At 64.2% G+C, this 25,636-nt stretch carries 26 protein-coding genes; 12 read left to right on the top strand and 14 right to left on the bottom strand.

Annotated features, from left to right (window positions below; genetic code table 11):
- Window positions 1–76: 76 nt before the first annotated feature.
- Complete coding sequence (gene pap, locus KIT79_07395) at window positions 77–1,600, bottom strand: polyphosphate:AMP phosphotransferase (protein MCW5829126.1); 1,524 nt, start codon at window positions 1,598–1,600, stop codon at window positions 77–79.
- A gap of 147 nt (window positions 1,601–1,747) precedes the next feature.
- Here pap and KIT79_07390 point away from each other — a divergent pair, with 147 nt between their 5' ends.
- Window positions 1,748–2,176 carry an HIT family protein gene (locus KIT79_07390; protein MCW5829125.1) on the top strand — a complete coding sequence of 143 codons (429 nt, stop codon included), beginning with the start codon at window positions 1,748–1,750 and terminating at the stop codon, window positions 2,174–2,176.
- Between the two features lie 44 nt (window positions 2,177–2,220).
- Here the strand turns inward: KIT79_07390 and ygiD are convergent, their stop codons facing one another.
- Window positions 2,221–3,000, bottom strand: coding sequence for a 4,5-DOPA dioxygenase extradiol (gene ygiD, locus KIT79_07385; GenBank protein MCW5829124.1), 780 nt, complete (start codon window positions 2,998–3,000; stop codon window positions 2,221–2,223).
- An 87-nt stretch (window positions 3,001–3,087) separates the two neighbouring features.
- A complete protein-coding gene (locus KIT79_07380) occupies window positions 3,088–3,852 on the bottom strand; it encodes a crotonase/enoyl-CoA hydratase family protein (protein MCW5829123.1) in 765 nt (254 codons plus the stop codon).
- A 106-nt stretch (window positions 3,853–3,958) separates the two neighbouring features.
- On the opposite strand from KIT79_07380, the gene KIT79_07375 reads away from it, so the two are divergent.
- Together KIT79_07375 and KIT79_07370 are read left to right on the top strand one after the other, a co-directional pair.
- Window positions 3,959–6,583 carry a response regulator gene (locus KIT79_07375; GenBank protein ID MCW5829122.1) on the top strand — a complete coding sequence of 875 codons (2,625 nt, stop codon included), beginning with the start codon at window positions 3,959–3,961 and terminating at the stop codon, window positions 6,581–6,583.
- Entirely contained in the window at window positions 6,552–7,349 is a 798-nt protein-coding gene (locus KIT79_07370) for an enoyl-CoA hydratase/isomerase family protein (protein MCW5829121.1), read from the top strand. The genes KIT79_07375 and KIT79_07370 overlap by 32 nt, the downstream gene beginning before the upstream one ends.
- Window positions 7,350–7,352: 3 nt before the next feature.
- Here the strand turns inward: KIT79_07370 and KIT79_07365 are convergent, their stop codons facing one another.
- From KIT79_07365 to KIT79_07315, 11 genes are all read right to left on the bottom strand, one after another.
- On the bottom strand, window positions 7,353–8,057 hold the full coding sequence (locus KIT79_07365) for an MBL fold metallo-hydrolase (protein MCW5829120.1): 705 nt from the start codon (window positions 8,055–8,057) through the stop codon (window positions 7,353–7,355).
- Between the two features lies 1 nt (window position 8,058).
- Window positions 8,059–8,931 carry a PHP domain-containing protein gene (locus tag KIT79_07360; protein ID MCW5829119.1) on the bottom strand — a complete coding sequence of 291 codons (873 nt, stop codon included), beginning with the start codon at window positions 8,929–8,931 and terminating at the stop codon, window positions 8,059–8,061.
- 112 nt (window positions 8,932–9,043) lie between these two features.
- Window positions 9,044–10,159 carry an MCE family protein gene (locus KIT79_07355; protein MCW5829118.1) on the bottom strand — a complete coding sequence of 372 codons (1,116 nt, stop codon included), beginning with the start codon at window positions 10,157–10,159 and terminating at the stop codon, window positions 9,044–9,046.
- Window positions 10,160–10,207: 48 nt separating this feature from the next.
- Window positions 10,208–10,987, bottom strand: coding sequence for an ABC transporter permease (locus KIT79_07350; protein MCW5829117.1), 780 nt, complete (start codon window positions 10,985–10,987; stop codon window positions 10,208–10,210).
- A gap of 8 nt (window positions 10,988–10,995) precedes the next feature.
- Entirely contained in the window at window positions 10,996–11,865 is an 870-nt protein-coding gene (locus KIT79_07345; GenBank protein MCW5829116.1) for an ABC transporter permease, read from the bottom strand.
- A gap of 31 nt (window positions 11,866–11,896) precedes the next feature.
- On the bottom strand, window positions 11,897–12,640 hold the full coding sequence (locus KIT79_07340; protein ID MCW5829115.1) for an ABC transporter ATP-binding protein: 744 nt from the start codon (window positions 12,638–12,640) through the stop codon (window positions 11,897–11,899).
- On the bottom strand, window positions 12,637–13,407 hold the full coding sequence (locus tag KIT79_07335; GenBank protein MCW5829114.1) for an ATP-binding cassette domain-containing protein: 771 nt from the start codon (window positions 13,405–13,407) through the stop codon (window positions 12,637–12,639). The genes KIT79_07340 and KIT79_07335 overlap by 4 nt, the downstream gene beginning before the upstream one ends.
- A gap of 129 nt (window positions 13,408–13,536) precedes the next feature.
- Window positions 13,537–14,148 carry a hypothetical protein gene (locus KIT79_07330; protein ID MCW5829113.1) on the bottom strand — a complete coding sequence of 204 codons (612 nt, stop codon included), beginning with the start codon at window positions 14,146–14,148 and terminating at the stop codon, window positions 13,537–13,539.
- Complete coding sequence (locus KIT79_07325; GenBank protein MCW5829112.1) at window positions 14,145–15,062, bottom strand: HEAT repeat domain-containing protein; 918 nt, start codon at window positions 15,060–15,062, stop codon at window positions 14,145–14,147. Before KIT79_07325 ends, KIT79_07330 begins: the two co-directional genes overlap by 4 nt.
- A gap of 10 nt (window positions 15,063–15,072) precedes the next feature.
- Window positions 15,073–16,287 carry an argininosuccinate synthase gene (locus KIT79_07320; protein ID MCW5829111.1) on the bottom strand — a complete coding sequence of 405 codons (1,215 nt, stop codon included), beginning with the start codon at window positions 16,285–16,287 and terminating at the stop codon, window positions 15,073–15,075.
- 28 nt (window positions 16,288–16,315) lie between these two features.
- Window positions 16,316–17,035 carry a hypothetical protein gene (locus tag KIT79_07315; GenBank protein MCW5829110.1) on the bottom strand — a complete coding sequence of 240 codons (720 nt, stop codon included), beginning with the start codon at window positions 17,033–17,035 and terminating at the stop codon, window positions 16,316–16,318.
- Between the two features lie 50 nt (window positions 17,036–17,085).
- On the opposite strand from KIT79_07315, the gene ruvX reads away from it, so the two are divergent.
- From ruvX to KIT79_07270, 9 genes are all read left to right on the top strand, one after another.
- Window positions 17,086–17,508 (top strand): Holliday junction resolvase RuvX, encoded by a 423-nt coding sequence (ruvX, locus tag KIT79_07310; GenBank protein ID MCW5829109.1) that lies wholly within the window; start codon window positions 17,086–17,088, stop codon window positions 17,506–17,508.
- Entirely contained in the window at window positions 17,505–18,596 is a 1,092-nt protein-coding gene (gene mltG, locus KIT79_07305) for an endolytic transglycosylase MltG (protein MCW5829108.1), read from the top strand. Before ruvX ends, mltG begins: the two co-directional genes overlap by 4 nt.
- Before the next feature lie 49 nt (window positions 18,597–18,645).
- Window positions 18,646–19,527, top strand: a complete 882-nt coding sequence (locus tag KIT79_07300; GenBank protein MCW5829107.1) for a YicC family protein — start codon at window positions 18,646–18,648, stop codon at window positions 19,525–19,527.
- Window positions 19,502–20,116 (top strand): guanylate kinase, encoded by a 615-nt coding sequence (gmk, locus tag KIT79_07295; protein MCW5829106.1) that lies wholly within the window; start codon window positions 19,502–19,504, stop codon window positions 20,114–20,116. Before KIT79_07300 ends, gmk begins: the two co-directional genes overlap by 26 nt.
- 76 nt (window positions 20,117–20,192) lie before the next feature.
- Window positions 20,193–21,671: a cysteine--tRNA ligase gene (cysS, locus tag KIT79_07290; protein ID MCW5829105.1), complete on the top strand. Its 1,479-nt coding sequence runs from the start codon at window positions 20,193–20,195 to the stop codon at window positions 21,669–21,671.
- A gap of 65 nt (window positions 21,672–21,736) precedes the next feature.
- Entirely contained in the window at window positions 21,737–22,264 is a 528-nt protein-coding gene (locus KIT79_07285) for a cyclic nucleotide-binding domain-containing protein (GenBank protein MCW5829104.1), read from the top strand.
- Window positions 22,265–22,279: 15 nt separating this feature from the next.
- A complete protein-coding gene (locus tag KIT79_07280; protein MCW5829103.1) occupies window positions 22,280–23,404 on the top strand; it encodes an AI-2E family transporter in 1,125 nt (374 codons plus the stop codon).
- Window positions 23,405–23,415: 11 nt separating this feature from the next.
- The gene (locus KIT79_07275) at window positions 23,416–24,456 is read left to right on the top strand and encodes an alpha/beta hydrolase (protein ID MCW5829102.1); all 1,041 of its coding nucleotides are present in this window, start codon (window positions 23,416–23,418) and stop codon (window positions 24,454–24,456) included.
- Window positions 24,457–24,576: 120 nt separating this feature from the next.
- Window positions 24,577–25,632 carry a ferritin-like domain-containing protein gene (locus tag KIT79_07270; protein MCW5829101.1) on the top strand — a complete coding sequence of 352 codons (1,056 nt, stop codon included), beginning with the start codon at window positions 24,577–24,579 and terminating at the stop codon, window positions 25,630–25,632.
- Window positions 25,633–25,636 lie beyond the last annotated feature (4 nt).

Here is a 25,636-nt window from a genome sequence, read left to right as displayed (position 1 = left end):
ACTGCGGAGAGGGGGCGGCTGCGCGAGCAGCCGGGGGAGTGGTTTTTGCCAACTGCTTGAACAGCCGGTGGCCCGCCTATTTCTTACTGCTTTTTTTCTTCTTCGGCTTCGCGCCGTCGCCGAGCGCATGCTCAAGCTGCTCGCAGGTGGCCTCGATGACCCGGTTGCGGGTCCAGTACTTGTTGTTCCCCTCGACCAGCACCCAGGGCGCGATGCTGCTGCTGGTCCGCTCGATCATGTCGCAGGCGACCGCCTCGTAGGCGTTCCACTTGGCCCGGTTGCGCCAGTCCTCCTCGGTCAGCTTGTACTGCTTGTAGGGCGTCGTCTTGCGGCTCTTGAACCGCTGGAGCTGCTCCTGTGCCGTGATGGCGATCCAGAACTTCACGACGATGATCCCCGAACCGTGGAGCTGTTCCTCGAAGGCGTTGATCTCCGCATAGGCCCGTCCCCATTCGTCCTTGGTGGCGAATCCCTCCACCCGCTCGACGAGCACCCGGCCATACCAGGACCGGTCGAAGATCGTGACCCGGCCCTTCATCGGAATGTACCGCCAGAACCGCCACAGGTAGGGGTGGGCCCGCTCCTCGTCGGTCGGGGCAGCTACCGAGATCACCTGGTAGATGCGGGCGTCCATCGCCGACGTGAGCTTCCTGATGCTGCCGCCCTTGCCGGCCGCATCGGGCCCCTCGAAGACGAGGAGGAGCGAGCGGCCCGCGTCGTGGAGGCGGCGGGTAAGGAGGTTCAGCCGCCCCTGGTTCTTCTCCATCCGCTCGTCGTACTGCTTCTCGGTGAGCGACTTCGTCATGTCGAGGTGGCGGATCAGGTTGTGTTCCTTGGGCCGGGGAAGGTCGGGCTTGAGCCGCTTCTTGCGCTCGGCGGCCGCCCTGGCGGCGTCGTCCAGCCCCTTGCGGATCGTCTTCAGCAGGGTCGAGGTAACGGCGACGCTCCGGTACCGGTCGTCGGCCGCCTCGATCACATGCCAGGGAGAAAAGCCCGTGCTGGTACGCCGCAGCGCTTCCTCGGAGACTGACCGGAACCGGTCGTACTTCCTGAAGAAGTCGAGCGTCACGTCGGTAACACGCCAGGCAGTGTCGGGGTTCTTCCGCAGCTTCTTCAGGTGCTTCTTCTGCACGTCCTTGGCGAGATGCATCCAGAACTTCACGAGGAGCACGTTCTCGTTCTCCAGCATCCGCTCGAACTGGACGATCCGGTGCATCTCCAGGTCGAAGGCCGCCTCGTCCATCTGCCGGAACGTCCGCTGGACGATGGGATCGGTGTACCAGGAGCCGAACAGGACGCCGATCTTCCCCTTGGGCGGGATGACGCGCCAGAAGCGCCACATGCGCGGGCGGTCGCGTTCCTCGTCGGTGGTGCCCCACATGGCGTGGACCTCGATGCCGCGGGCGTCCATCCAGTCCATCAGGAGATTGACTGTCTCCTCCTTGCCGGCCCCCTCGACACCACCGACGATGACGATGACCGCCAGGTCGCTGGTGGCGAGCTGGCGCTGGACCTCCAGCAGTTCCGGGCGGAGTTTCGCTGCCTCGGCCTTGTAATCGGCCTTGTCGATCCGGTTGCCCACCTCGGCTGCTTCGAACATCTGGGAGACTCCTCTGGGTGTGACTGAAGGCTGTCACGCCATCCGGCGTCCGGGCATGACCGGCGTCAGGTGCTGGTTCCGGCGGGAACTATAGCACCGGAGCCGCCCGCTTGCCCTCCGGCGGCCCGCCCGGCCAGTTTTAGGGCCATGAACGACACCGCCCGGAAGTTCGGCTACCCCGATATGGTCCTGAAGGAGTACAGCCACTGGGTCGCGCTGCTCCGGCCGTGGCAGGTGACGCTGGGGAGCCTCGTCCTCGTTTGCAAGGATGACGCGAAGAGCTTCGGCTCCATCAGCGAGGCGGCCGCCTTCGAGCTGAAGCGGGTCACGCAGGACTGCGAGCGGGCGCTCAAGGCGGCCTTCGCCTATGAGAAGATCAACTATCTCATGCTGATGATGGTGGACCCGGACGTCCACTTCCATGTGATTCCCCGCTACTCGACGGTGAAGATCTACGCCGGGCAGGAGTTCCGCGACCCGTTCTGGCCGAAACCCCCGGACGTGTTCTTCGCCAACACGGTGCCGCCGCTCGTGCGGGACCGGCTGCTGGCGGACCTCAAGGGGAGATTCGGCTGACGTCTCGCCTGAAAAATGGCCCGGTTTCCGGGGGGAAGATCAGGTCAGATCCCTTTCGGCCAGAAGCCGAAAGTTCTCATCGAGATTGCAGCGTGATGGATCTCTTCAAACTCGAAGCGAAGTTCGTCTTCCGAATCTGCTGCCCCCAGTATGTAATGCAAGGGTAAAAAGTGATCCATCGTCGGGATGCTCAGTTTCCCTGCCTCAGTATTGTGAAAGTCCTTTATCAAGGCTGAAAAGTCACGAGCCTCAAGCCTCGTCTTGAGCCAGGCATCAAACTCCACGGCCCAGTCATGCGGCTTTGCGCGGGCACCCCAGTCCATTCGATGCAGATTATGGACAAGGTTTCCACTGCCAGCGATCAGTATGCCCAGATCACGCAGTTTTGAGAGCTGCTGCCCGAGATTGAAATGATATTCAGGAGGACGGGCCATATAGAGACTCATCTGAAGAACAGGCACATCGGCTTCGGGATACATATGCCTCAGGACCGACCAGGCTCCATGATCCAATCCCCATGTCCCAAGATCATTACCGATTCTGGGGTCTGTGACCGTATCCGTAATGAGCCTTGCCGTCCCGGGACTGCCGGGAGCAGGATACTGAACATCAAACAGTTCTTGAGGAAAGCCATGAAAATCGTGAATGGTCTTTGGCCTGTCCATTCCAAGAACCCATGTGCCTTCGCTCATCCAGTGAGCTGAAATCACGAGTATGGCTTTCGGCCTCTGGATTTTCCTGGCCAGGTTTTCGAGCATCTGGGTGTAGGGGTTTTTCTCGATCGCGTTCATTGGGGACCCATGTCCCACAAAAAGAACGGGCATTCGACTCCCCAGAGCTTCGTTTTGTTTCAGGTTTTGCGGCATATCTGGCCACCGTCATGCTTTTCAGTTTGATGCTGCCGGCAGCCCTTACCCGAACTTCCCGTGCCGTCCGGCGCCAGAGCGGAATTTCATCAGACCCTGCATCAGTTCGGGGCTCGAAACGGCCTTCTGCCCGTGCCTGAGTTCGTTCTGGATCGCGGCGGGCAGGTCCATCGAAAACTGCTCGTAGGCCGAGAGCCGGTCTTCCCGCATGCAGGTCTGGGGGAACGAGGCGATTTCGAGGGCGAGCTTCTCGGCTTCGGCGCGGGCCTGCCCCTTGGGGACGACACGGTTCGCAAACCCGATGGCGAGGGCCTCTTTCGCATCCAGCGGCCGTCCGGTGAGGATGAGGTCCAGCGCACGCGAGAGGCCGATGAGCCGCGGCAGCCGGATCGTCCCGCCGTCGATGAGCGGAACGCCCCACCGGCGGCAGAACACCCCGGCCACGGCGTCTTCTTCCATCACCCGCAGGTCGCACCAGGCGGCTATCTCGATGCCGCCCGCCACGGCGTATCCGGAAATGGCGGCGATGACCGGCTTCGTGAGCAGCATCCGCGTCGGCCCCATCGGCCCGTCACCGTCCGGCGTCACCCGGTTGCTGCGCTCGGAACCCATCGCCTTGAGGTCCGCCCCGGCACAGAAGGTGCCGTTCGCACCCCACAGGACGGCCACTCTCGCCTCCGGGTCGGCGTCGAATTCGCGGAAGGCGGCACTCAAGGCCTCCGCCGTTGGCCGGTCCACGGCGTTCCGTTCACCGGGGCGGTCAATGATGACGGTCCAGAGCGGTGGTTTTTTTTCAATACGGACACTCATGCTCGGCCTCTTTCCTCGCGCAGCCCGCGGGTGCGTGGGGCCCCCGTTGCAACGCTTCGGTATTATGAAATAATGGCGGACGAAAGAGCGAATACCTGATCATCCCGTGAAGGGCAGGCAGGCGAGGGACATGGGACGCCGCTCCATCCGCACCCAACTGATTGCCATTGCCGTGCTGGCGGTCGCGCCTGCGCTCGCCTTCATGTACTTGGGCACACGCGAGTTCCGCGGGCTCATGACCGCGCAGGCCGAGCAGCAGGCGCTCCGTACGGCCGAGTTCATCAGCGGCTTCGCCGAGCGGCGTGTTGAAAACGCCAGGGGGTTTCTCAAGGGGCTCGCCCTTCTTCCGGTGCTGACCCGCGAGCGTGGGGCCGAATGCAGCGCCGTCCTGGCGGATATCCTCCGGGCGAGTCCCGAATACGTGAATATCGGGGTGACGGACCCTTCAGGCAGGCTGTTCTGCAGCGGCCTGCCGTTCGAGATGGACACGGACCTCTCGGACCGGGCCTATTTCCTGAGAGCACAGGCGAGCGGCGGCTTCTCGGTGGGCAACTACCAGATCGGGCGTGTCACGCACCGGTCCACGGTCAACTTCGCCGTGCCGCTGGCCGCACCGGAAGGCGGGCTGCCGCCGGTGCTTTACGTGGCAGTGGATCTGGAGACGTTCGCCGATGAGGCCTACACGCGGGTGCTGCCCGCGGGCTCGACGCTGATCCTGCTGGACCGCCACCACACGATCCTGTACCGCTACCCCGAACACGCCCAGTGGGCAGGCAAGGATATCAGCGACACGGCGCTGACAAAACTTATGGGCGCGGCGGCGTCGGGAACCGTGGAGGCGGCCGGACTGGATGGCGTCCGGCGGATTCATGCGTTCACACCCGTAAGCGGCGAGTCCGGCCTGGAGCCGCTCCGGGTCATCGTGGGCGTCCCGTCGGAGACGGTCTTCGGGGCCATTGATGCCGCCTACCGGCGTGGCATTACCGGCATGAGCATTGTCGGCATACTGGCGATACTCGCGGCCTGGCTCACCGGGGATATGCTGATCGGCCGGCGAATCGGCCGCCTGGTGACGGCGGTGGACCGGATGGGCGGGGGCGACCTGTCGGTCCGGACGGAACTGGCGGACGGGAACGATGAAATCGGCCAGCTCGCCGTGGCTGTGGACCGGATGGCGGAGTCGCTGGACCGCATCACCGGACAGCACCGGCTGATCCTGCTGTCAGCGAACGAGGGCATCTGCGGCGTGGGGCCGGACGGAAAGATCGTCTTTGTGAATCCTGCCTGCTGCCGCCTGCTGGGCCGGCCGGCGATCGAGCTGGAGGGGGCCGAAGCGTCGCCGCTGTTTGTCTCGTTCAATCTCCATGATGGCGTCCCGCACCGGTCCGGTGTCCTTGCCGATCTGGCCGGAAAGGAACTGGTATCCGGTGCGGTGCGGCGGAAGGATGGCACGGTCTGCCAGATCGAGCTGACGGTGAGCGAACTGCGGCGGGGAGACACTCCGGCCGGATTCGTGGTGATCTTTGCCGACGTCAGCAACCGCCGCCGCCTGGAGGACCAGCTCGAACAGGCCCGCCGGATGGAAGTGGTCGGCAGGCTCGCTGGCGGCGTTGCCCACGATTTCAACAACCTGCTCACGCTGATCAACGGCAACGCGCAGATGGTCCTCTCGGATGCCCAGCCGCAGAGCCAGATACACCGCGATGCGGCCGGCATACTGGAGGCAGGGCAGCAGGCGGCGGCCATCACACGGCAGCTCCTGATCTTCAGCCGGTACCAGCTCGATGAGCGGTGTTCGATCGATCTCGCCGGGCTGATAGACCGCCAGTCACGGATGCTCTGCCGCATGATCGGAGAGCACATCCGCCTGTCGGTGAAGGCCGAGCCGGGCCTGTGGGCAGTGCAGGCCAATCCGGGGCAGATCGAGCAGGTCCTCCTGAACCTGTCGCTGAACGGTGCCGATGCCATGCGGACCGGCGGAGATCTGTTGATCTCGGCCTCCAACCTCGAATCGGTGGTCCTGGCCAGCCAGCATCCGGCCGGAATTGCACCCGGCAAGTATGTGGTGCTTTCGGTCGCCGATACCGGAACCGGCATCCCGCCCGAAATCCGCAAGCACATGTTCGAACCGTTCTACACAACCAAGGAAGCGGGGAAGGGAACCGGGCTCGGCCTGTCAGTCGTCTATGGCGTCGTGAAATCGCTGGGCGGAGGCGTCGCCGTGGAAAGCGAGGTCGGCAGCGGCACCACGATCCGGGTCTACCTGCCAGCGACGGGCGAGGTTCCGGTGCCGGCCCCGCCGCCAGTGATTGCGGCCAGCGGGAAAAGTTCGCGCATCCTGCTGGTCGAGGACGATGCGCGGGTCCGCAGCGTCACGGCCCGCCTGCTTGGAAAGCTGGACTACACCGTTCTCGAAGCGCCCGGGCCAGGTGAGGCACTCTCCATCCTGGAGACGGAAAAGGGGCAGGTGGATCTCCTTTTTACCGACATGATCATGCCCGGCATGGATGGACAGGAGCTGTGCAGGCAGGTGCGGAGGCGTTATCCCGGCGTACGGACACTGGTGATTTCCGGCTATGCCGGCGAGCTTTACAACAATCCGGAACTGCCTCCGGCCATCGACGGTTTCCTGTCCAAGCCGTACACGGTGACGGAACTGGCCGAAAAGGTCGGGCAGGTTCTGGGAATGGAGAGACCGGATGACGCGCAAGGCCGCCCGCCCGTCGCCTGATGGCGGCAGGATCACCTCGTCCGTGGATGCCCGCGGAGCGGGCCTCCTCGCCATCGAGGGGCACAACTCCCTCAACCTGCTCACGGGTGGACTGATTGCCGAACTGGTGTCCGCCATCCGGACCCTTTCCCGCCGCCGGGATATCCGGGTTCTCGTCGTGACTGGTGCCGGAGAGCGGGCGTTTGTAGGCGGCGCCAGTTTGCATGACATGTCGAAGCTGACGCCTCCGTCGGCCCGCCGGTTCATCACGAACCTGCACCGGGCCTGCCACGGGCTCCGCACGTTCCCGGTCCCGGTGATCGGGCGGATCCGGGGGCACTGCATCGGCGCGGGTCTGGAACTGGCTGTCTCCTGCGATCTCAGGGTCGCCAGCGAGGATGCCCGGTTTGCCATGCCGGAGGTCCGGGTGGGTATCCCCTCGGTGATCGAGGCGGCACTGCTGCCGCAACTTGTCGGATGGGGGCGGACGCGGGAACTGCTCTATACGGGCAACGCGATCGGCGCGCAGAAGGCGTTTGAATGGGGCCTTGTTGACCGGCTGGTCCCGGCGGCCCGGCTGGATGCCGAAGTCGAATCGCTGGTTGCCCCGGTCCTCGAATGCGGGCCCAATGCAATCCGGCTCCAGAAGAAACTGATGCACAAGTGGGAAAATCTTCCGGTGGACCGTGCCGTGAAGGCCGGTATCGGGGCGTTTGCCGAGTCGTTCAGGGTGAGCGAGCCAAAGGAACGGATGCAGGCGTTCCTCGACCGCAAGAAGCCGGAATAGCGGTCAGCCCATCATGCCGCCCTGGCGGCCGGACACCATCTGCTCACGGAACAGCTCGGGTTTCAGGATGAACGGGTTGCGCCGCCGCTCGTGCCCGAGCGTGGTGACCGGGCCGTGACCGGAATAGATCAGGGTGTCGTCCGGCAGCGGTAGTATTTTCGTACGGATCGATTCGATCAGCGTGTCATAGTTCCCGCCCGGCAGGTCGGTGCGGCCCACCGAACCCTGGAAGATCGTGTCCCCGACGAATAGGTGGCGTCCGCCCACGAGGAACGAAACGCCGCCGGCTGTGTGGCCCGGCGTCGCCAGCGATTTCAGCGTGAGGTTGCCGACCGGAATCTCGTCTCCGTCCTCGATCCAGTGCTCGACCTCCGGAACCTCAAGGTCGCCCATGCCCATGAGCGGTCCCCACTTGGGCATGGACTGGAGGTTCATCGTCTCGCCCCGGTGGATCCAGAACCCGACGCCGCGCTCGCGCTTGATCGGCGCGACGGCGCCCGCATGGTCCATGTGCCCGTGGGTGTTGGTGATCTTGTCGAGCTTCAGGCCCATCTGGTCTATGAACTCCAGGATGCCCTCGGCAGAGCTGCCCGGATCGACGAGCGTGCACCGCTTCGTTGCCGGATCACCCACCAGCCAGCAGTTTTCCTGGAACGGCCCGTTCACCAGCTGGCGGATGATGATTTCGCTGTCGTCTGGCGGGTTCATGTCAGGAGACTCCATGCAGGCGCCGGATATGGGGGGCCTGCTCGCGGGCACCACGGATGCCGTCCAGGAGCGAATCGAGCACGTGAAGCGGGACACCGTGTCCCTCGGTCGAATCGGTATAGAACGAGCACTTGTCGTCGCCGTGGTAGTCGCTGCCGCCGGTCATTCCGAGTCTGAACTGCCCCGTGATCTGCCGGAGACGGCGGCGATCGGCAGGGCGGTGTTCGGAATGGTAGACCTCCACCGCATGGAGGCCGTGCTGGGCGAGTTCGCGGATATCCGTCTCGCCGAACCGGTCAATGGCCGGATGCGCGAGGCTCGTGTACGCGCCCTGTTCCCGGAGCAGCCAGAGGGCTGAGCGGGCGTCGGGCGTCTCGTAGGGCACATAGGCTGGTCCGCCGTCGTGCAGGAACCGGTCGAAGGCCTCCTTGGGCGACTTGACGGCGCCGGTCTTCACCAGTGCACGGGCAATGTGGGGCCGGTGGACGGCCGCCGGTCCCGCCTCGGCATGCACCTGTTCGGGGGTCAGCCTGATTCCCATCCGTGCGAACCGCTCGCAGGTTTCGTGCAGGCGGTCCTCGCGGGCCTGCCGGAATCCGGCAAGCCACCGGCTGGTGACTTCCGCCTGGTCCCGGTCGCCGAAGAAGGCGAGGATGTGGCAGCTCCGGTTGCGGAAAGTCGTGGAAACCTCGGCGGCAGGCAGAATGTCCATGCCGAGCTTCCGGGCTTCCGCTGCTGCATCCTCGAAGCCCCCGAAGGTGTCGTGATCGGTAAGCGCCAGCGTGCGGACTCCTGCCGCGCCCGCCCGGCGCATGAGGATTTCGGGCGCATGTACGCCGTCCGAAGCCGTCGAGTGCATGTGAAAGTCGATCATCACCGCCCGCTAATCTAATGCCCGCAGCCCCCCGGGTGAAGGGGAGGCCTCTCCAAAAGGCGAGGGCGCCCGTTCCGGGGCGCCCTTGCTGTTTTCAGGCCCGATCCGGCAACTACCGGCGGAGCCGTTGATCCGGATCGATATCAGCCGTCTCGGGGGTCGGCTGGGGAGGTGGCGGGGTTGGCCGCTTGACGTTCGGAGGCGGCGGTGGCGGCACCTGGTAGCGCGCATTCGGGCTGCCAAGGCTCGCGTAGACCTTGAGGCCTTCCTCCTGGAGGAAGTAGCGGATCCACTGCTCGTCGGCGAACGACAGGTTGTTCAGGACGGTATTCCCGCCGGCAACCAGGCCGTCCATGTTCTGGACGATCCGGATGATCTGCTTGATGAGCGTGGACAGGCTGGTGTCGTTGGCCTTGCTGTATTTCTGGAGGTCCTGCAGCATCTTCTGGAGGGACGTCAGCATGGGCCGGGCGTCGGTCAGGATGGGTTTCAGGTCCATCATCACGGCGTTGACGTTACGCACCAGCGGGCCCGCGTCCTTCAGGACCGGCCGCAGGTCGTTGATCATGCCGGGGGCAGCGCGCAGGACCGGCCGCAGGTCCTTGACCATGTCGGGGACGTTCTGGTTCAGCATCTTGACGAGTGACGAGAGGTTGCCGATGAGCTGGCCCACATCCTTCATCTGCTCCTCGTCGAAGTTCTGGAGGAACGAATCGATGGCCGCAATCATGCGCTCGATGCGCGGGCGGTTCTTCTCGACGATGTCGAGCACCTCGCCCATGACCGCGTAGCCCTGCGAGATGAGCTGGTCGAGGCGGGGCGGATCCACGCCCGGGACCAGTTCGTTCGGCTTCCACGGCTCGGCGTCCTTCGAGCCCGGAGTGATCTCCAGATACCGCTCGCCGATGATGCCGGCCATGTTGATGAGGAACTTGGAGTTCTGGCGTACCGACGGACGCGCCTTGTCATCGATGTCGATGGTGACAATGACGTGGTACGGAATCGAGGGGTCTTCTCCGTAGAACCTGATCCCGCGAACCTTGCCCACCTTGACGCCCGACACGCGGACGGGCGAGCCGACGGTCAGGCCGCCCGCGAAGTTGTAGCCCACGCGGAGCCGGTAAGAGGACCGCGGCCCGATGCCGACGCCCTTCAGTACCGCGATGAAACCGATGGCGGCAACCACGGCTCCGATGACGAGTATCCCAACCTTGAATTCCCTGCTCATTCCCTGATCCTCTCGGTCCGGCCCTCTATAACCGGTTCCTTTCTCGAATTACAAAATGTAGACGGAAGCCACCCAGGTCATGAAGAAGTCGAGGATGACGATGACCAGACCCGAATACACAACGGACTTGGTACAGGCAATCCCGACCCCTTCAGCACCCCCCGTGGTCCGGAATCCGTAATAGGAAGCCACCACGGGGATAATCATTCCAAAAATGAACGCCTTGAACACATTGATGCCCAGATCAATGGGCTTCACGAAGTTCCGTGCGCTGTTAATGAACAGCAGCCAGTCGATATCCAGGCTGATCGAGCAGACGATCATGCCGGTGATGATGGCGACGACGGCAGCAATGCACGAAAGCATCATCAGGCTCAGGACCGACGCCACGAACCGGGGCACGACGAGGTGCCGCACCGGGTTGATGGAGATAAGCCGGAGCGCATCGATCTGTTCGGTGAGCTGCATGCTGCCGATTTCCGCCGTGATGCCGGCCCCTACCTTGCCGGCCATCATGGCGGCGGGAATCACGCTGGCGAATTCGCGCAGGATCAGCACGGTGGCAAAGCCCGGCACGAATTCGGTCGTGTGCAGAACCGTATCCATCTGGAACGACAGCTCGACGATCGAGATCATGCCGACGAAGGCGATGGTCGAGAGGACAATGGCCGTCGAGTTGACGCCGATCCAGTAAATCTGGTCCAGGATCGGCCGCAGCCGGTAGGGCGGGGTAAACGTGTAGAAAACCGTCTCGGCGAACAGGCGTGCGATGTCGCGGACGTTCTGGTACAGAACGACGATGGGGGTGAAGATGGCCGGCAGCTTCATGGGCCCCCTCAGTTCATCAGCCCGAAGGCTATCAGCGTCTGCATGAACCATTGCGATAACACCGCCAGAAAGTAGTCGGTCGCCAGCAGGCTGATGCCGGTGACCACGACTGTAGTATTGACATTACGGCCCACATCCTCGGCGCCGCCGCGGGTATTGAAGCCGTAAAAGCAGCATACCGTAGCGATCAGGATACCGAAAAAGAAGCTCTTCCATAGCCCGTTGATGAAATCGAAGGCCGTGACCATGTCCAGGATCCGGCCCGAGAAGAACAGCGGATGCACATCGGCGATGGCCCAGGCCACCAGCACCGAGCCGAAGATACCGATCACGATGCCGACGACAGTGAGCACGAACGACATGACGATACAGGCAAGGAACCGGGGGACGACGAGGTATTTGATCGGATCGGTCCCCAGGCACCGGATGGCGTCGATCTGCTCGGTGACGTTCATGGTGCCCAGTTCGGCGGCCGTAAAGGCGCCGATCCGGCCCGCGATCAGGAGCGCGATCATGATCGGACCCACTTCGCGTACGGTGACCGAGACGGCGATGCCGCCCAGGAACGCCTGCGCGCCGAAGTCGAGGAGCTGGTCGTTGATCTGGATGGCGAAGATTCCGCCCACGAACGAGCCGGCGAGCACGGCGATGATGAGCGACTTCACCCCGACCTGGTACATCTGGTACATGATGACGTCGGGGTAGTAGGGCGGCCGGACCAGCCGTACCACCGTCTCGCGCAGGAACAGGCACAGGCGGCCGAATTCGGTCAGCCCGCCTCCCACTGACATGATGAGCGAGCCCACGGCTTCCGCCGGGCCGCGCACGAATGCCGGGAACCGTGTCTCCTGGGCCTGCTGTCCGGCTGCTTCGCTCATGGTCCTTCCTGCGCTCCCGCCTGGCGGCAGCTCACTCCATCGGCCCGACCGGGCTTCCGGTGATGAACTGCTGCACATACGGATTCGGACTCTTCCAGATATCTTCCGGGCTGCTGTCGCATATGAACTGTCCCTGATACAGCATGGCCACACGGTTGGCCACCTGCTTGACCGATTCCATGTCGTGCGACACCACGATGGACGTCACCTTCAGCTCCCGTGCCATGGTCTTGATCAGGTCGTTGATGGTGTTGGCTGTCACCGGGTCGGCGCCCGTCGTGGGCTCGTCGTAAAGCACGTATTTCGGACGCAGGATGATCGACCGGGCGAGCGAGACACGCTTCTGCATGCCGCCGGACACTTCGGCCGGCATCTTCGATTCGTAACCTTCCATGTTGACCAGTGCGAGCGTCTCAGCCACCCGCTTCCGGATTTCCGGGTCGGAGAGGGTGGTGTGGCGGCGCAGGGAGAAGGCCACATTCTCGCCGATGGTGAGCGAATCCAGCAGGGCGGGGTTCTGGAACACCATCGCGCACTTCTTGCGGACGTCCATGAACTGCTCTTCGGTATAGTCGCTCACTTCCTTGCCGTCGATCCAGATTTCCCCCCGGTCCTTGCGGAGCAGCCCGATGAGATGCTTGATCGTCACCGATTTGCCGGTTCCCGAACCGCCGATGATAAACAGCGTCTCCCCCTCGTGGATTTCGAGGTTGATGCCCCGGAGCACGGTCTTCGGCCCGAAGCTCTTCCAGAGGTTCTTGAAGACAATACTCACATCGTCTCCCGGCGCTTGACCATGGTGTAGCTCAGGGGGCCCTCACGCAGGCCGTTGATGAACTGGCGGACCTCGGGGACATTGGACTCGCGCATCCGTTCGGGAGTGTCGCACTGCAGGATCTTCCCGTTGTAGAGGAAGGCCAGCCGGTGCGCGACCGAGAAGGCCGAGAGCATCTCCTGCGTCACGACAAGGGCGGTGATGCTCCCCTGCCTGGCGAAATCCTTGATGTAGGTGTTGATCCGCTCGCCAGTCACCGGATCCAGGCCGGCCGTCGGCTCGTCGTAGAGGATGATCTCGGGGTTGCGGATCCAGGCGCGGGCGATACCGACGCGCTTTTTCATGCCGCCCGACAGCTCGCTGATCCTGAGCTCCGCGGCATGGGAGAGCTTGACGAGCGACAGGGCATGCATCACGCGCTCGCGGATCTTGCCCTCCGGCAGATTGTCGGTGGACCGCAGGGGGAACGCCAGGTTGTCGTAAACATTCATGGAATCGAACAGGGCGTAGTTCTGGAACAGCATCCCCATGCGGTTGCGGATGCCGTCCAGTTCGAGTCCCTTCGCACGGGTGATCGACTTGCCGTCAATGAATACTTCGCCCGAATCCGGCTGGACGAGGCCCGCGCAGATCTTGAGGAGGACGCTCTTTCCGTGACCGGATGGGCCAATCAGCACGACCGTTTCGCCCGCATTGACCCTCAGGCTGACGTTGTCGAGCAGGCGGAGTTCGCCAAAGCTCCTGGTGACATTGCGGATTTCGATCAAGACCCGGCCCGCTTCCCCTAAGAATAGTTCGGAAAATCCCCAGTAAAATCAGGAAAGTCCCTGTCCGATATCACAGCCCGTCCCGGCCGTCAACGCACTAAAATGCAATAAAAGCCGGTTTCCACGGCCTTAGGACCGCTGGATTGGCAGGTTCGTGCCGGGATAGCAGGCGAGCGAGCTGCCCCCAAAATGCCAGAGTGCCCGGACGATGAGCCGCTGGGCATGGGGACGGGGAATTTCCGCCGGGATATCCGCAGTCCGCACGGCAGGGGGGCAGTTTTCCGTCCGGGCCAGATCGGCGAGGAGTTCGAGTCTCTGGCCGTCACGGGTTTCGACCCCAATGAGAAGCCCCGGCCTGCCGTGCTGGAGCGTGACCGCCCGGATTTCCGGCCAGCCGGCCTTCCAGTCGGGAGCCGCTCCATCCGTGCGGTTTTCACGGATGAACGACACCCCCATTCCGTTAATGAGGTAACGCCCGTTTTCCGCAGAGGGCCGGCCCCATGCATTGTGGGTGAACAGGAACCCGAACAGTCCGGCCGTGAGCGCAAGTCCCAGCAGGATGTCCAGCCCGGATATCCGCGGAGCTCCGCCCGTGTACAGGAACCAGATGATCCGGGCGGCCATGATGGCCATAACGGCGGAGAAAAAACCCGTCCAGAACCGTCCCGCCCGGTCCGGGACTCCGGGTATTTTCACGCACAGGGCGGAGAAATACGCGGGATCTGAGGTGGGCTCAATCATGGTGCGGGCCGCTTCGCCGGGGGTGTTGGCGGCTCGCCGGGATCCTCCCCGCGGATGCGGGCAATCGACCAGGCCGCATTGTGCCGGACACGGCGGCTCTCGGACTGCTCCGCCAGCCGTTCCAGATGGGAGAGGGCGGCCGCCGCACCGGGCCCGATTCCGCCGAGCGCCAGGATGGAGAAGTTCTGCACATAAGGGTCATCCTGGAGGCGCTCGATCAGGGCAGGAACCGCCGCCCTTGATGCCGGTCCCAGCTTGCCGAGCGATTCGCAGCTGATGGCCCGGACATTCTTGTTCTCGTCCTGCAGCGCGGCGGTGAGTGCGGGCACACCGGATGGAACCCCGGCATCGCCCAGTCCGAAGGCGGCCCAGAACCGGACAGCGCTGTTTGTGTCCTTCATGGCCGCCGAGAAAATCCGGACGGCATCGGGGCCGTCCAGCCCCGCCCGGTGCAGCCCCTCGGCCGCTTTCTCCCGCACGTCATCCACCCGGTCGTTCATCGCCTCGATGAGGACCGGGAATGCTTCGGGACTGGCCGACCTGCCGAGCGCATAGAGCGCCCATCGCCTCTGGCGGCGGTCGCCCTTGCGGGCTAGTTCGATCAGTGCGGGGACTGCCGGCTTGCCGATTTTCGCCAGCGCCGCGGCTGCTCCTGCCTGGACCCGTTCATCCTTGTCCTTGAATGCGGCCGTCAGCGCCGGAATCGCCGCTGACGCCGCCGGTCCGGTCTCGCCAAGCGCGATGGTGGCATTCCACCGGTCCTGCGGGGTGGCGGCCGACAGTTGCCGCTGCCAGTGGGAAACGGGCTTGCCCTGATAGGACGCATCGGCGGCATCGGCCGCCCGGAGCACCGCCACATCCGCCCGGCCCGCGATGAAAGCGAGGAGCAGAAGGGCGGAGCGGCGCCGTCTCATGGATGGGGTGCTACCGCTTCGATTTCATCCGGGCGAGGGTCCGGAGCCGCAGCGCGTTCAGCCGGATGAATCCTTCGGCGTCCCGCTGGTTGTACACGCGGTCCTTCTCGAACGTCGAAAGCTGCGGATCGTACAGGGAGCAGGGGCTCTTGCGCCCGGCCGTGTAGATGCCGCCCTTGTACAGCTTGAGGCGCGCCGTCCCGGTGACGTTCTGCTGCGTCGAATCGACAAGGGCCGTGAGCGCCTCGCGTTCGGGCGAATACCAGAACCCGTTGTAGACGAGTTCGGCAAACCGGGGCATCAGTTCGTCACGAAGGTGCATCGCCTCGCGGTCCATCGTGATCGATTCGACGGCCCGGTGGGCGGCGTGAAGAATCGCCCCGCCCGGTGTTTCGTACACGCCCCGCGACTTCATTCCGACGAACCGGTTTTCCACCAGGTCCACGCGGCCCACGCCGTGGCGGCCGCCGGTTTCGTTGGCCCTGGCAAGCAGCGCCGCCGGCCCCAGCCGCTCCCCGTTGATGGCGACGGGAATCCCCTTTTCGTAATCTACCTCGATATATTCGGGCTTGTCCGGGGCCTTCTCGGGCGGAACGGCCAGCCGGTACATGTCCGGGGTGCTCTCGAACCACGGGTCTTCGAGGATGCCGCCCTCGTACGAGATGTGCAGGAGGTTCCGGTCCGTGGAGAACGGCTTTTCGGCGGTCGCCTCGACCGGAATCCGGTGCTCCTGGCAGTAGGCGATGAGATCCTGCCGCCCGGCGAACTTCCATTCGCGCCAGGGAGCGACGACGGTGATCTCCGGCTTCAGCGCGTAGTAGGTGAGCTCGAACCGTACCTGGTCGTTGCCCTTTCCGGTGGCGCCGTGGGAAACGGCGTCGGCGCCTTCCTTGATGGCGATCTCGATCTGGCGCTTGGCGATCAGCGGCCGGGCGATCGAGGTGCCGAGGTAGTACGATCCCTCATAGACCGCGTTCACCTTCAGCATGGGGAAAACGAAATCCCGCACGAACTCCTCGCGCAGGTCGTCCACGTAAAGCTTCGATCCGCCGGTGGCCTTGCACTTCTTTTCGAGTCCGTCGAGTTCGCCGGTCCCCTGGCCCAGGTCCGCCGTGAAGCAGATGACCTCGCACCGGTAGGTTTCCACGAGCCACTTGAGGATGACGCTCGTGTCGAGGCCGCCGGAATAGGCCAGGACGACCTTGCTGACTTTCTTGTCGGACATGTTTTGGCTTGCTCCCGGGCGGGCGGTCTTATTTCTTGGGCGGGACTTTGGGTACCTCTGGTACCGGTCCCAGCTCCTCAAGGGGGATCTTGAACCGTACGAGCTCCTCGTAGTTTTTTGTCGGACCGCCGTAAGCCCGGTGGCATGCGTAGCAAGACTCCACGACCTTGGCAAAGGTTTCCTCGACCAGCCTGGGGTTGTCACCCCGTTCGCTGAGGAGCCGCACCGTCACGGCGGCGCTCTTGCCCTGCTGGCTGATGGTCCACCACTTGGCGTGGTTGGCGAACGGCGACCGCTGGAGGCGGCTGTAGACGAGGTGCAGGTGGGCGGTTGTCTCCCGGACCAGCGGCAGGTCTTTGCTGTCAATGGCCTGCCGCAGGAGGTCCAGCGCCGGTGAGGCGTGCCCCTGCATGTAGATAAGCATCATGACCTTCCGGTAGTCGGGCGGAAACTGCTCCTTGATGCTGGTGTTCTGGAACCGTTCCTTGAGGAACCGGACACCGGGGCTGTCTGCGTGCCGTTCGGATATGGGTTCCTCCAGCCTGATTTCGGGAGCAGGATACTGGATTCGTCCGCCGCTTTCGGACGGGGCGCCAGACTTTTCGGGCGCGGGGGCGGCCGATCCCGGCCCGGCGTTCAGCATGAGCGAAACGGCTGCGCCCGCCAGTATGAGGTAGAAAAACTTCATCTTTCCGGGGTCGAGTCTAGCTTTCCGGCGGCCGTTTGGCGACGTTCGATTCCGGATCATGAAGGTGGGCAGGCCACGATCGGGATGGCATAATGCCGGAAATGGCGGTCATGTCCGTAGACTGGGGTGAAAGGCGTGTGGGGGTCGCTATCGGCGATGACGAGGGGATTTCGGTGCGCCCGCTGGAGGTGATTGGCCGCCGGTCGGATTCGCAGGTGATGGACGAACTGGCCCGTATCGTCACCGGCCGCGAGATCAGCCGGATCGTCGTGGGCGCGCCCTACAACATGGACGGAAGCCGGGGGCCTGCCTTTGAGCGGGTGCTGAAGGTGGCGCTCACCATGGAAGGCCGTCTGCGGCGGCCCGTGCTGATGCTGGACGAACGGCTGACCAGTTCGGCGGCCGAAGCGGTATCCGGCCGGAAGCCGGGCGGGGCGCTGGATGATGTCGCCGCCGCGATTTTGCTCGAATCATTTTTCCGTGACCCCGCGAAAGCGGTAAAACCACAGCAGATTGGACGGCGGCCGGATTGAACCCTGAACCAAAGTCTCCCCCGTCCGGCAGCGCCTTCTGGCGGCTGCTGCTCGCCGCTTTCCTGGTGATGCTCGTCGCTGCCGGGGCCGCGGGCCTGGAGGCGTTCCGCTTCCTGAACACGGCGCCCAACCCGCTCGCCACGGAAAAAGTGAGGTTCGAGATACCGTTCGGTACGCCGGCTCCGGGTGTCGCCCGGCAACTGAAGGAACTGGGACTCATCACCGAGGAACGGCATTTCTACTGGTACATCCGCGCCCGGCAGGCGGCGATCAAGGCCGGCGAGTACGAAATGGCGCCTTCGCTGAAACCGCCGGAAGTCCTGAAGCTGCTGGAATCGGGCATGGTCGTCTGGCACGAGTTCCGCTTCCCGGAAGGCATCACCGGCTGGGAAGTGGCGCGGCGGCTGGCGGCGGACGGTTTCGGCGCCGAGGCGGAGTTTGTGGCCCTCATCTACTCGCCGGAGTTTGCCGCCGAACTGGGCATCCCGTCGGACCGGATCGAGGGGTATCTCTTTCCGGCGGTTCACAGGTTTTCCAAACCGTTCCGCCCGGCCGGCATCCTGCGCCAGATGGTGCAGGCGCTCCGCAACAACGTGCCTGCATCCCTGATCGAGGAGGGCCGCGCCCGCGGACTGAAGGACTTCCACGAGATCCTCACGCTGGCGTCAATCATCGAGAAGGAAACGGGGCTCGCCAGCGAGCGGACGGTCATCAGTTCGGTGTTCCACAACCGGCTGGTGAAAAGGATGCGGCTCCAGACCGACCCGACTGTAATCTACGGCCTTCTGCCGTTCTTCGACGGCAACATCCGCCGCGACGACCTTACCCGGGACCATCCGTACAACACCTACACCCGTGCCGGGCTCCCGCCGGGGCCCATAGCCCAGCCGGGGCTGGCGTCCATCGAGGCGGCGGTGCGTCCGGCCGATACCGAATACCTGTTTTTCGTCTCGCGCAACGACGGCTCGCATGTGTTTACCCGTACCTACGCCGAGCACAATGAGGCGGTCGCCTACTGGCAGATGAACGCCGCCCGGCGGCGGATGATGCGCGAGAAGGCGAAGGAACGTGCCGCGCCGGGGCCGTGACAGGCCGCCACTTCACACGCCCGCCGGGACCGGTTAGAGAGCCCTCCGTATGCCGAGAAGCATGACCGGATTCGGGCGGGCTCAGGGGGTTCTCGCGGGCCGCCAGATCAGTTGCGAGATCCGCGCCGTCAACAGCCGCAACCTCGACGCCAAGATCCGGCTCCCCGGTTCGCTCCAGGTTCTCGAAGGCAAGCTGTCCGACCAGGTGCGCTCGCGGCTCCACCGGGGCCGGATCGACGTAACGCTCGACGAACAGGTGATCGCCGGGGAGGGCAAACCCCTCAGCATCGACACGGGCCTCGCTGAACACTACCTCAGGGAGTTCGTGGACCTGGCGAACAGCCTCCACCTCAAGGTGGATCCCGACAAGCTGTTCGGGCTTGTGGTGGGCCAGCGGGACGTGGTGAAGCTCCCGCGCTTCGAGGTGTCGGAGGCGGTGGCCGCGCAGGTGACGGAGATTGTCGCCCGTGCGCTTGATGACCTCGACCGGGTCCGCACTGTCGAGGGAGAACACCTGGCAGCCGACCTCCGCCAGCGTCTCGAAACGATCGCCAGCCATCTGGGAGCCATACGGGAAGCGAAACCGGAGACGGTCCAGGGGCTCCGCGAACGCATACAGAAGCGGCTGGACGAGCTCCGCATGGACCTCAAGCTGGACGAGGCGCGGCTGGTGCAGGAGATCGTCTACTGGACCGACCGGGCCGACATCACCGAGGAGATCGTCCGGCTGGAAAGCCACCTCGCCAAGGCACGCGGGCTCCTGGATGGGAAGGAGCCGTGCGGCCGCAAGCTCGACTTTCTCATCCAGGAAATGTACCGGGAGTTCAACACGATCGGCTCCAAGGCGCAGAACACCTCCGTGGCGCATCTGGTGGTCGAGATGAAAAGCGAGATCGAGCGAATCCGTGAGCAGGTCCAGAACCTCGAATAGCCGGAAGGCACAGGCCCGCCGGGGCATTGTGGTGGTGGTCGCCGGTCCGTCAGGATCGGGAAAGTCCACGCTGGTGAAGCGGCTGCTGAACGAGGACCGGCGGCTCGGCTGGAGCGTCTCCTACACGACGCGCCCGCGCCGGCCGGGGGAGCGAAACGGCCGGGACTACCACTTTGTTTCGCAGGCGGAGTTCCAGCGGATGATCCGCCGGGGCGAGTTTCTCGAATACGCCCATGTGTTCGGGCTGAACTACTACGGCACGGGAAAGAACTGGATCCGGCAGCAGATCGCTCGCGGGCGCGACATCCTCCTGGAGGTGGACCTCGAAGGTGCACGCTCGATCCGCAGGCGGCTTCCGGGCGCCATTCTGGTGTTTATCGAGCCGCCGTCCATGGCGGAACTGAAGCGCCGCCTGCGAAACCGCAAGACCGACACGCCCCAGCAGATACGCAAGCGTCTCAGGACGGCCGAGCGGGAGATGAGGGCGGCGCGGGAGTTCGACTACGCGGTCCGCAATGACGAGATCGACCGGGCCCTCAACGGCCTCAAGTATATCGTCGGCGCGGAGCGTCTCCGGGTACAGCGGTAGGGCCTTTACCTTCCGCCCGGTCTCCCGCTAGGAAGGGGGGCCGGATTGTGCCAGCAGGCCGCCGGGAACCGGATATATGCCGCTACGCCTCTACAACACGCTCACCCGGAAGCTGGAGCCGTTCGAACCGATGGCCCCGCCGAAGGTCGGCGTCTATGCCTGCGGGATCACGGCCTACGATCTCAGCCATCTCGGCCATGCCAGGGCGCTCGTCACCTATGACCTCGTGGTCCGGTACCTGAAACACCTCGGATACCAGGTCACGTTCGTCCGCAACTTCACCGACATTGACGACAAGATCATCGCCCGCGCCAACGAGAAGGGCGAAGACCCCAAGGCGCTGGCCGAGCGGTTCATCGGAGAGTTCCATACCGACACGGCGAAGCTGAACCTGCTCCGGCCGGACCACGAGCCCCGTGCGACCGAGGTGATGGACGCGATCATCGAACTGACGCAGAGGCTCATCAGCCGGGGCATGGCCTATGCCGCCGACGGCGACGTCTTCTTCGCGGTCGAATCGTTCAAGACCTACGGCAAGCTGTCCGGGAAGGCGCTGGAAGACCTGGTGGCGGGCGCCCGCGTGGACGTGAACCGCGTCAAGCGCAACCCCCTCGACTTCAACCTCTGGAAGGCGTCCAAGCCGGGCGAGCCATCGTGGGATTCGCCGTGGGGCAGGGGGCGGCCCGGCTGGCACATCGAATGCTCGGCCATGTCGATGGGGATTCTCGGCGAGACATTCGACATCCACATGGGCGGCCTGGACCTGATCTTCCCGCACCACGAGAACGAAATCGCCCAGAGCGAGGGCTGTACCGGCAAGCCGTTCGCCCGCTACTGGATCCACAACGGGTTCGTGAACATCAACCAGGAGAAGATGTCGAAGTCGCTGGGCAATTTCTTCACGCTGCGCGACCTGCTGGGGAAATATCCCGGCGAGGTGCTGCGGGCCTACATCCTCGGCACCCATCACACCAAGCCGCTCGACTATTCGGACGACGAGCTGAAGCAGGCCGAGAGCGGTCTGAAAAAGCTCTACGAAACCCTCGCCCACTGCCAGGAACTGCTGAAGCGCCGCTGCCCGGACGACCCCAGGGCGGTCCCGACCCCGCAGGAACAGAAGCTGCTGGACCAGATCGCCGCGCTGCCGGGGCAGATCAGTGAGTTCATGGACGACGACTTCAACGCCGCGGGTTCGCTCGGTGCCGTCCAGGGTGCCCGCCGGGCGGTGAACGAATACCTGCTGGCCCATGACTTCCGGGCGACGCCCGTCTCCTGCCGGATCGCCGAGGGGCTGCTCGCCGTGGTGCCGCTGGTGCGGGACATTCTGGGTATCCTCTATCAGGAGCCGAAGGCGTTTCTGGACGATCTGGGCAGCCGGGTGCAGGCGGCTTCCGGCATCACCGAGCCGGAAATCCTCGCGCTGATCGGGGAACGCAAGGCCGCCCGGGCGGCAAAGAACTTCGCCCGCGCCGACGAGATCCGCAAGGAACTCGATGCGAAGGGCGTCGAGATCAAGGACAGCCCCCAGGGAACCACCTGGAACTGGCGCCGCTGACCGTACCGAACCCCTTTCAGCCGGGGGGATTTGCACCGCAAATAAGGGGGGCATAAGCTCCCGCCATGTCCAGTCCGGTCAGCGACCTTTTCGAACGGGTGTTCCGGCCCGTGCGCGATCCGAAACTCGCCGAGCGGATCGCCTTTCTCCAGACGCTCTCGCTCCTGAAAGACCTCACGGCAACGCAGGCGGGCAAGCTCCTTACCGAATGTGTCGAGCGGGGCTACGGGCCCGGCGACACGATCTTTTCCGAAGGCGACCAGGGAAATGCGCTGTTCATCATCGTGAGCGGCTTCGTGGCCATCACGAAGAAGAACGAGAGCGGCGAGAGCACCACGCTGGTGAACCTCGGCCCCGGCACCCACTTCGGCGAACTGGCGCTTCTGGACGCGCTCCCGCGCTCGGCGAGCGCCATCGCCATCGACCAGACGACGGTCCTGATCCTCTACAAGGCGAACTTCGATGCGCTGGTTTCCCGGCGGACGGACATCGGCCTGCCGATCATGACAGCCGTGGCGGAAAACCTCGCCCGGCAGGTCCGGCGGCTGAACGAGCAGGTTTACCGCATGAAGACCGACAAGCCGGCGGGATAAGGCCGTAAGTGATTCATGGACGGACCCAGCCGCACACCCCCTGATGGCGACACGCTCCGGCTCATCGAGCGATGGATACGGTTCGGTCTCATCTTCCTTGCCCTGGCGGTTTTCGTCTACCTGTTCCTCACTCTCCAGCGGATTCTGGTCCCGTTCGTCATCTCGATCATCCTTGCCTACGTGCTGAACCCGCTGGTCCGCGTGATCGAGGCCCGCGCGATTCGCCGTTCCGTGGCGGTCACGCTGCTTACCGGCGCGACGACGCTTGTTTTTGCGGGGGCCGTCTATTTCGGCGTCCCGGCGCTGGCGGGTGAAATCGAGCACATCCAGTCCCGGCTGCCGGAGATCGCCAAGGACCTGAAGATTCTGGCCCTCACCATCGAGAGCGAGCTGGAAGAGAAGTATCCGATGATCGGGGCACAGAAGGTGATTGGTCCGGCGTTCGAGGCGCTGGAGGCCCGCAGTTCCGAACTGGCGGCCGAGATTCCCAAGTGGCTCATGGCCCACGCCGATCACATCATCCTGCTGATACTGGTGCCGTTCAACGTCTTCTTCTTCCTGCGCGACGGGGACTCCTGGATGCGGAAGCTGTACAACCTGCTCCCGAACCGCTACGTGGAGACGGTCCTGTCCGTCGTCGAGGAGATCAACTCCTCTCTGGGCGGCTACATCCGCGGGCTTCTCATTGACGGAGCCATCGTGGGGAGCCTCATTGCCATCGGCCTCTACGTGTTCGACGTGGACTACTGGCTGATCATCGGACTGGTCACGGGCATCGGGAACCTGGTGCCCTACCTTGGGCCGATCCTGGGGTTCTCGACCGCCTGCATGGTGGCGCTGCTGGGAGCCGGCGGAACGGCCGTCATCCTCAAGATCATCATCCTGTTCAGCATCGTGAAGTTTCTCGATGACTTCTTCTTCCAGGTGCTGATCGTCGGCGCTTCCGCCCATGTGCATCCGGTGCTGGTGATCCTGAGCGTGTTTCTCGGCGGATATGTGCTTGGCATCATCGGCATGGTGATCGCCGTCCCGATCACCGTCAGCATCCAGGTGATGATCCGGATCCTGATCGAACGCTCCCGCTTCCCCGCGATGGTGGCGGCCCGCGAGCGGACCCTGGGCGAGCACTGGGTCTGCTAGGGGAAAAAGACGTGACGCCTTTCCAGAAGCTATCCTTCGAGCCGCAGCACGACGAAATGCACTCGTGCCGGACCGATGACGGCTGGCGGATCGCCCTGTACCGGTACCGGCCGAAAGGCGGGGCCGCGGAAGCGCAGGAGAACCGGCAGCCGGTCCTGCTCGTCCACGGCGGGGCCTCGACCCGGTTTGCCTGGGATCTGGGCGACGGCATCGGCTTCGCGCCGTGGCTGGCGGCGCGGGGACACGACGTCTGGACGGTGGACCTCCGGGGCCGCAAGCGCGCCGGCGGCCGTTTGGGGCGCGTGAAGCTCCCCCAGTGGACCTTCGATCATCTGGTCGAGTTCGACCTCCCGGCGGTCATCCGTGCCGTCCGCTCGAAAACCGGCGCGGACAGCATCCACTACGTCGGCCACTCGATGGGCGGCATGATCGGCTACTGCTACCTGATCCGGTACGACGGGCAGGGAATCAGCCGGATGGTGACGCTGGGTTCGTCGGCCGTCATGCATGGCGTCCCGCCGTGGGTGGCGAACCTCAGGTCGGTCTTCTACCGGCTGGGGCCGGACCTGCGGATAGACCTGCTGGCCAAGCTCGGTGCCCTGTTCATCGACCGGCTGCCGGCGCGGTATTTCCGCAGCGCCGCGAACCCGGACAACGTGGACCGCGAGGTTCTCGCCCGGTACCTCTGGCGCGGCGTGGCGGCGATCCCGTCGCGCAAGGCCGCCCACTTCGCCCGGATCGCCGGGGAGGGCGGGCTCGTCACCCGTGACGGCCGGGTCCGGTATTTTGAACTCCTCCACCGGATCGAAACCCCGGTATTCGTTGTGGCCGGTTCCATCGACCGGCTGGTGGATGTGAAGGCGGCCCGCGAGACCTGGGAGAAGATCGGCTCCCGCCAGAAACGCTGGCGCGTCCTGGGCCGTGCCCACGGCGAGCGCGAGGACTACGCCCACGGGGATCTGTTGTGGGGCCGCCATGCGGGCGAGGAGCTTTTCCCCGACATCGAGCGGTTCCTCTGGAGCGGGAAGGCCCAGCTCCGGCAGGTGGTCTGAAACCCGTACTTTTCCCTTGCGAACAGGCTTGTCTCTATGGATAATGGGAAGGACCGACCAACCGGTCAGTAAGTGCCCGTGTACCGGCCCCGATGCCGGACGCGAGGAGGAGTGATTCCCATGACAGCTGCCAGCCACCCGGAAACCATGGAAAAGCTGCAGAGCCCGATGGATATCGTCTGGCAGTGGCAGTACGAGATCGACATCGACAAGCTCCGGCGGCTGTACCAGATGGCCAAGGCCGACCAGTGGAATGCCGACGTGGAGATCAACTGGGACCGTACGATCGACCCGTCGGCCGACGTGCTCGACCCGGAGCGGATGCCGATCAAGACGACGAAGTTCTGGAAGACGCTTTCAAAATCCCAGCAGGAGGCGTTCGGCGCCCACAACGCCGCCTACATGCTCTCGCAGTTCCTTCACGGCGAGCAGGGGGCCCTCATGGTGGCCGCCGCCCTCGTCCATGCCGTCCCCGACTATGAGGCGAAGCTCTATGCCGCCACGCAGGCGATGGACGAGGCGCGCCACGTGGAGGTGTTCGAGCGGTACATCAAGAAGCTCGACAAGATCTACCCCATCGAGCACTTCCTGAAGTCCGTGCTGGACAAGACCCTCACCCAGCCGCACTGGGTGGGGATGCTCGCCGGGATGCAGATGATCGTCGAGGGGCTCGCGCTGGGCTCCTTCGTGAACATGCACCAGGCGACGACCGAGCCGCTGTTCCGCGACATGCTGGGCTATGTCATCAAGGACGAAGCCCGGCACGTCGCCTACGGCAATGTCTATGTGAAGGAAACGGTCGAGACCATGCACCCGGACGACCTCGCCCCGGTCGAGGATTTCGCCTTCGATGCCGTGGTCGCCATGCGGACCGCCCGCTACGGTGGAGGCGGCCAGTCCCGGGTCTATGACCAGGTGATGCTGGACAGCGGAATCGATCCGAGGGATTTCCAGACGAACATGATGAAGGAATACATGGAGGGCTGGCGCCCCACGGCGCTTCCCGGCCAGGTCCACACCTTCAAGGACCTGATGATGCCGCAGCTCGTCCGCGCCGGGCTCGTCGGAACCGACCGTATCCGCCAGAAGTACGAGAAGGCGCAGGTCAAGATGTTCGATGATGTCTCGATCCTGAAGCAGATCGAGGTGAGCCTCGACATGGACCTGGCGAGCTGACCAG

Source organism: Deltaproteobacteria bacterium (assembly GCA_026129095.1).
Lineage (GTDB): Bacteria > JAGRBM01 > JAGRBM01 > JAGRBM01 > JAHCIT01 > JAHCIT01.
This window is presented reverse-complemented; position numbering and strand designations above follow the sequence as displayed.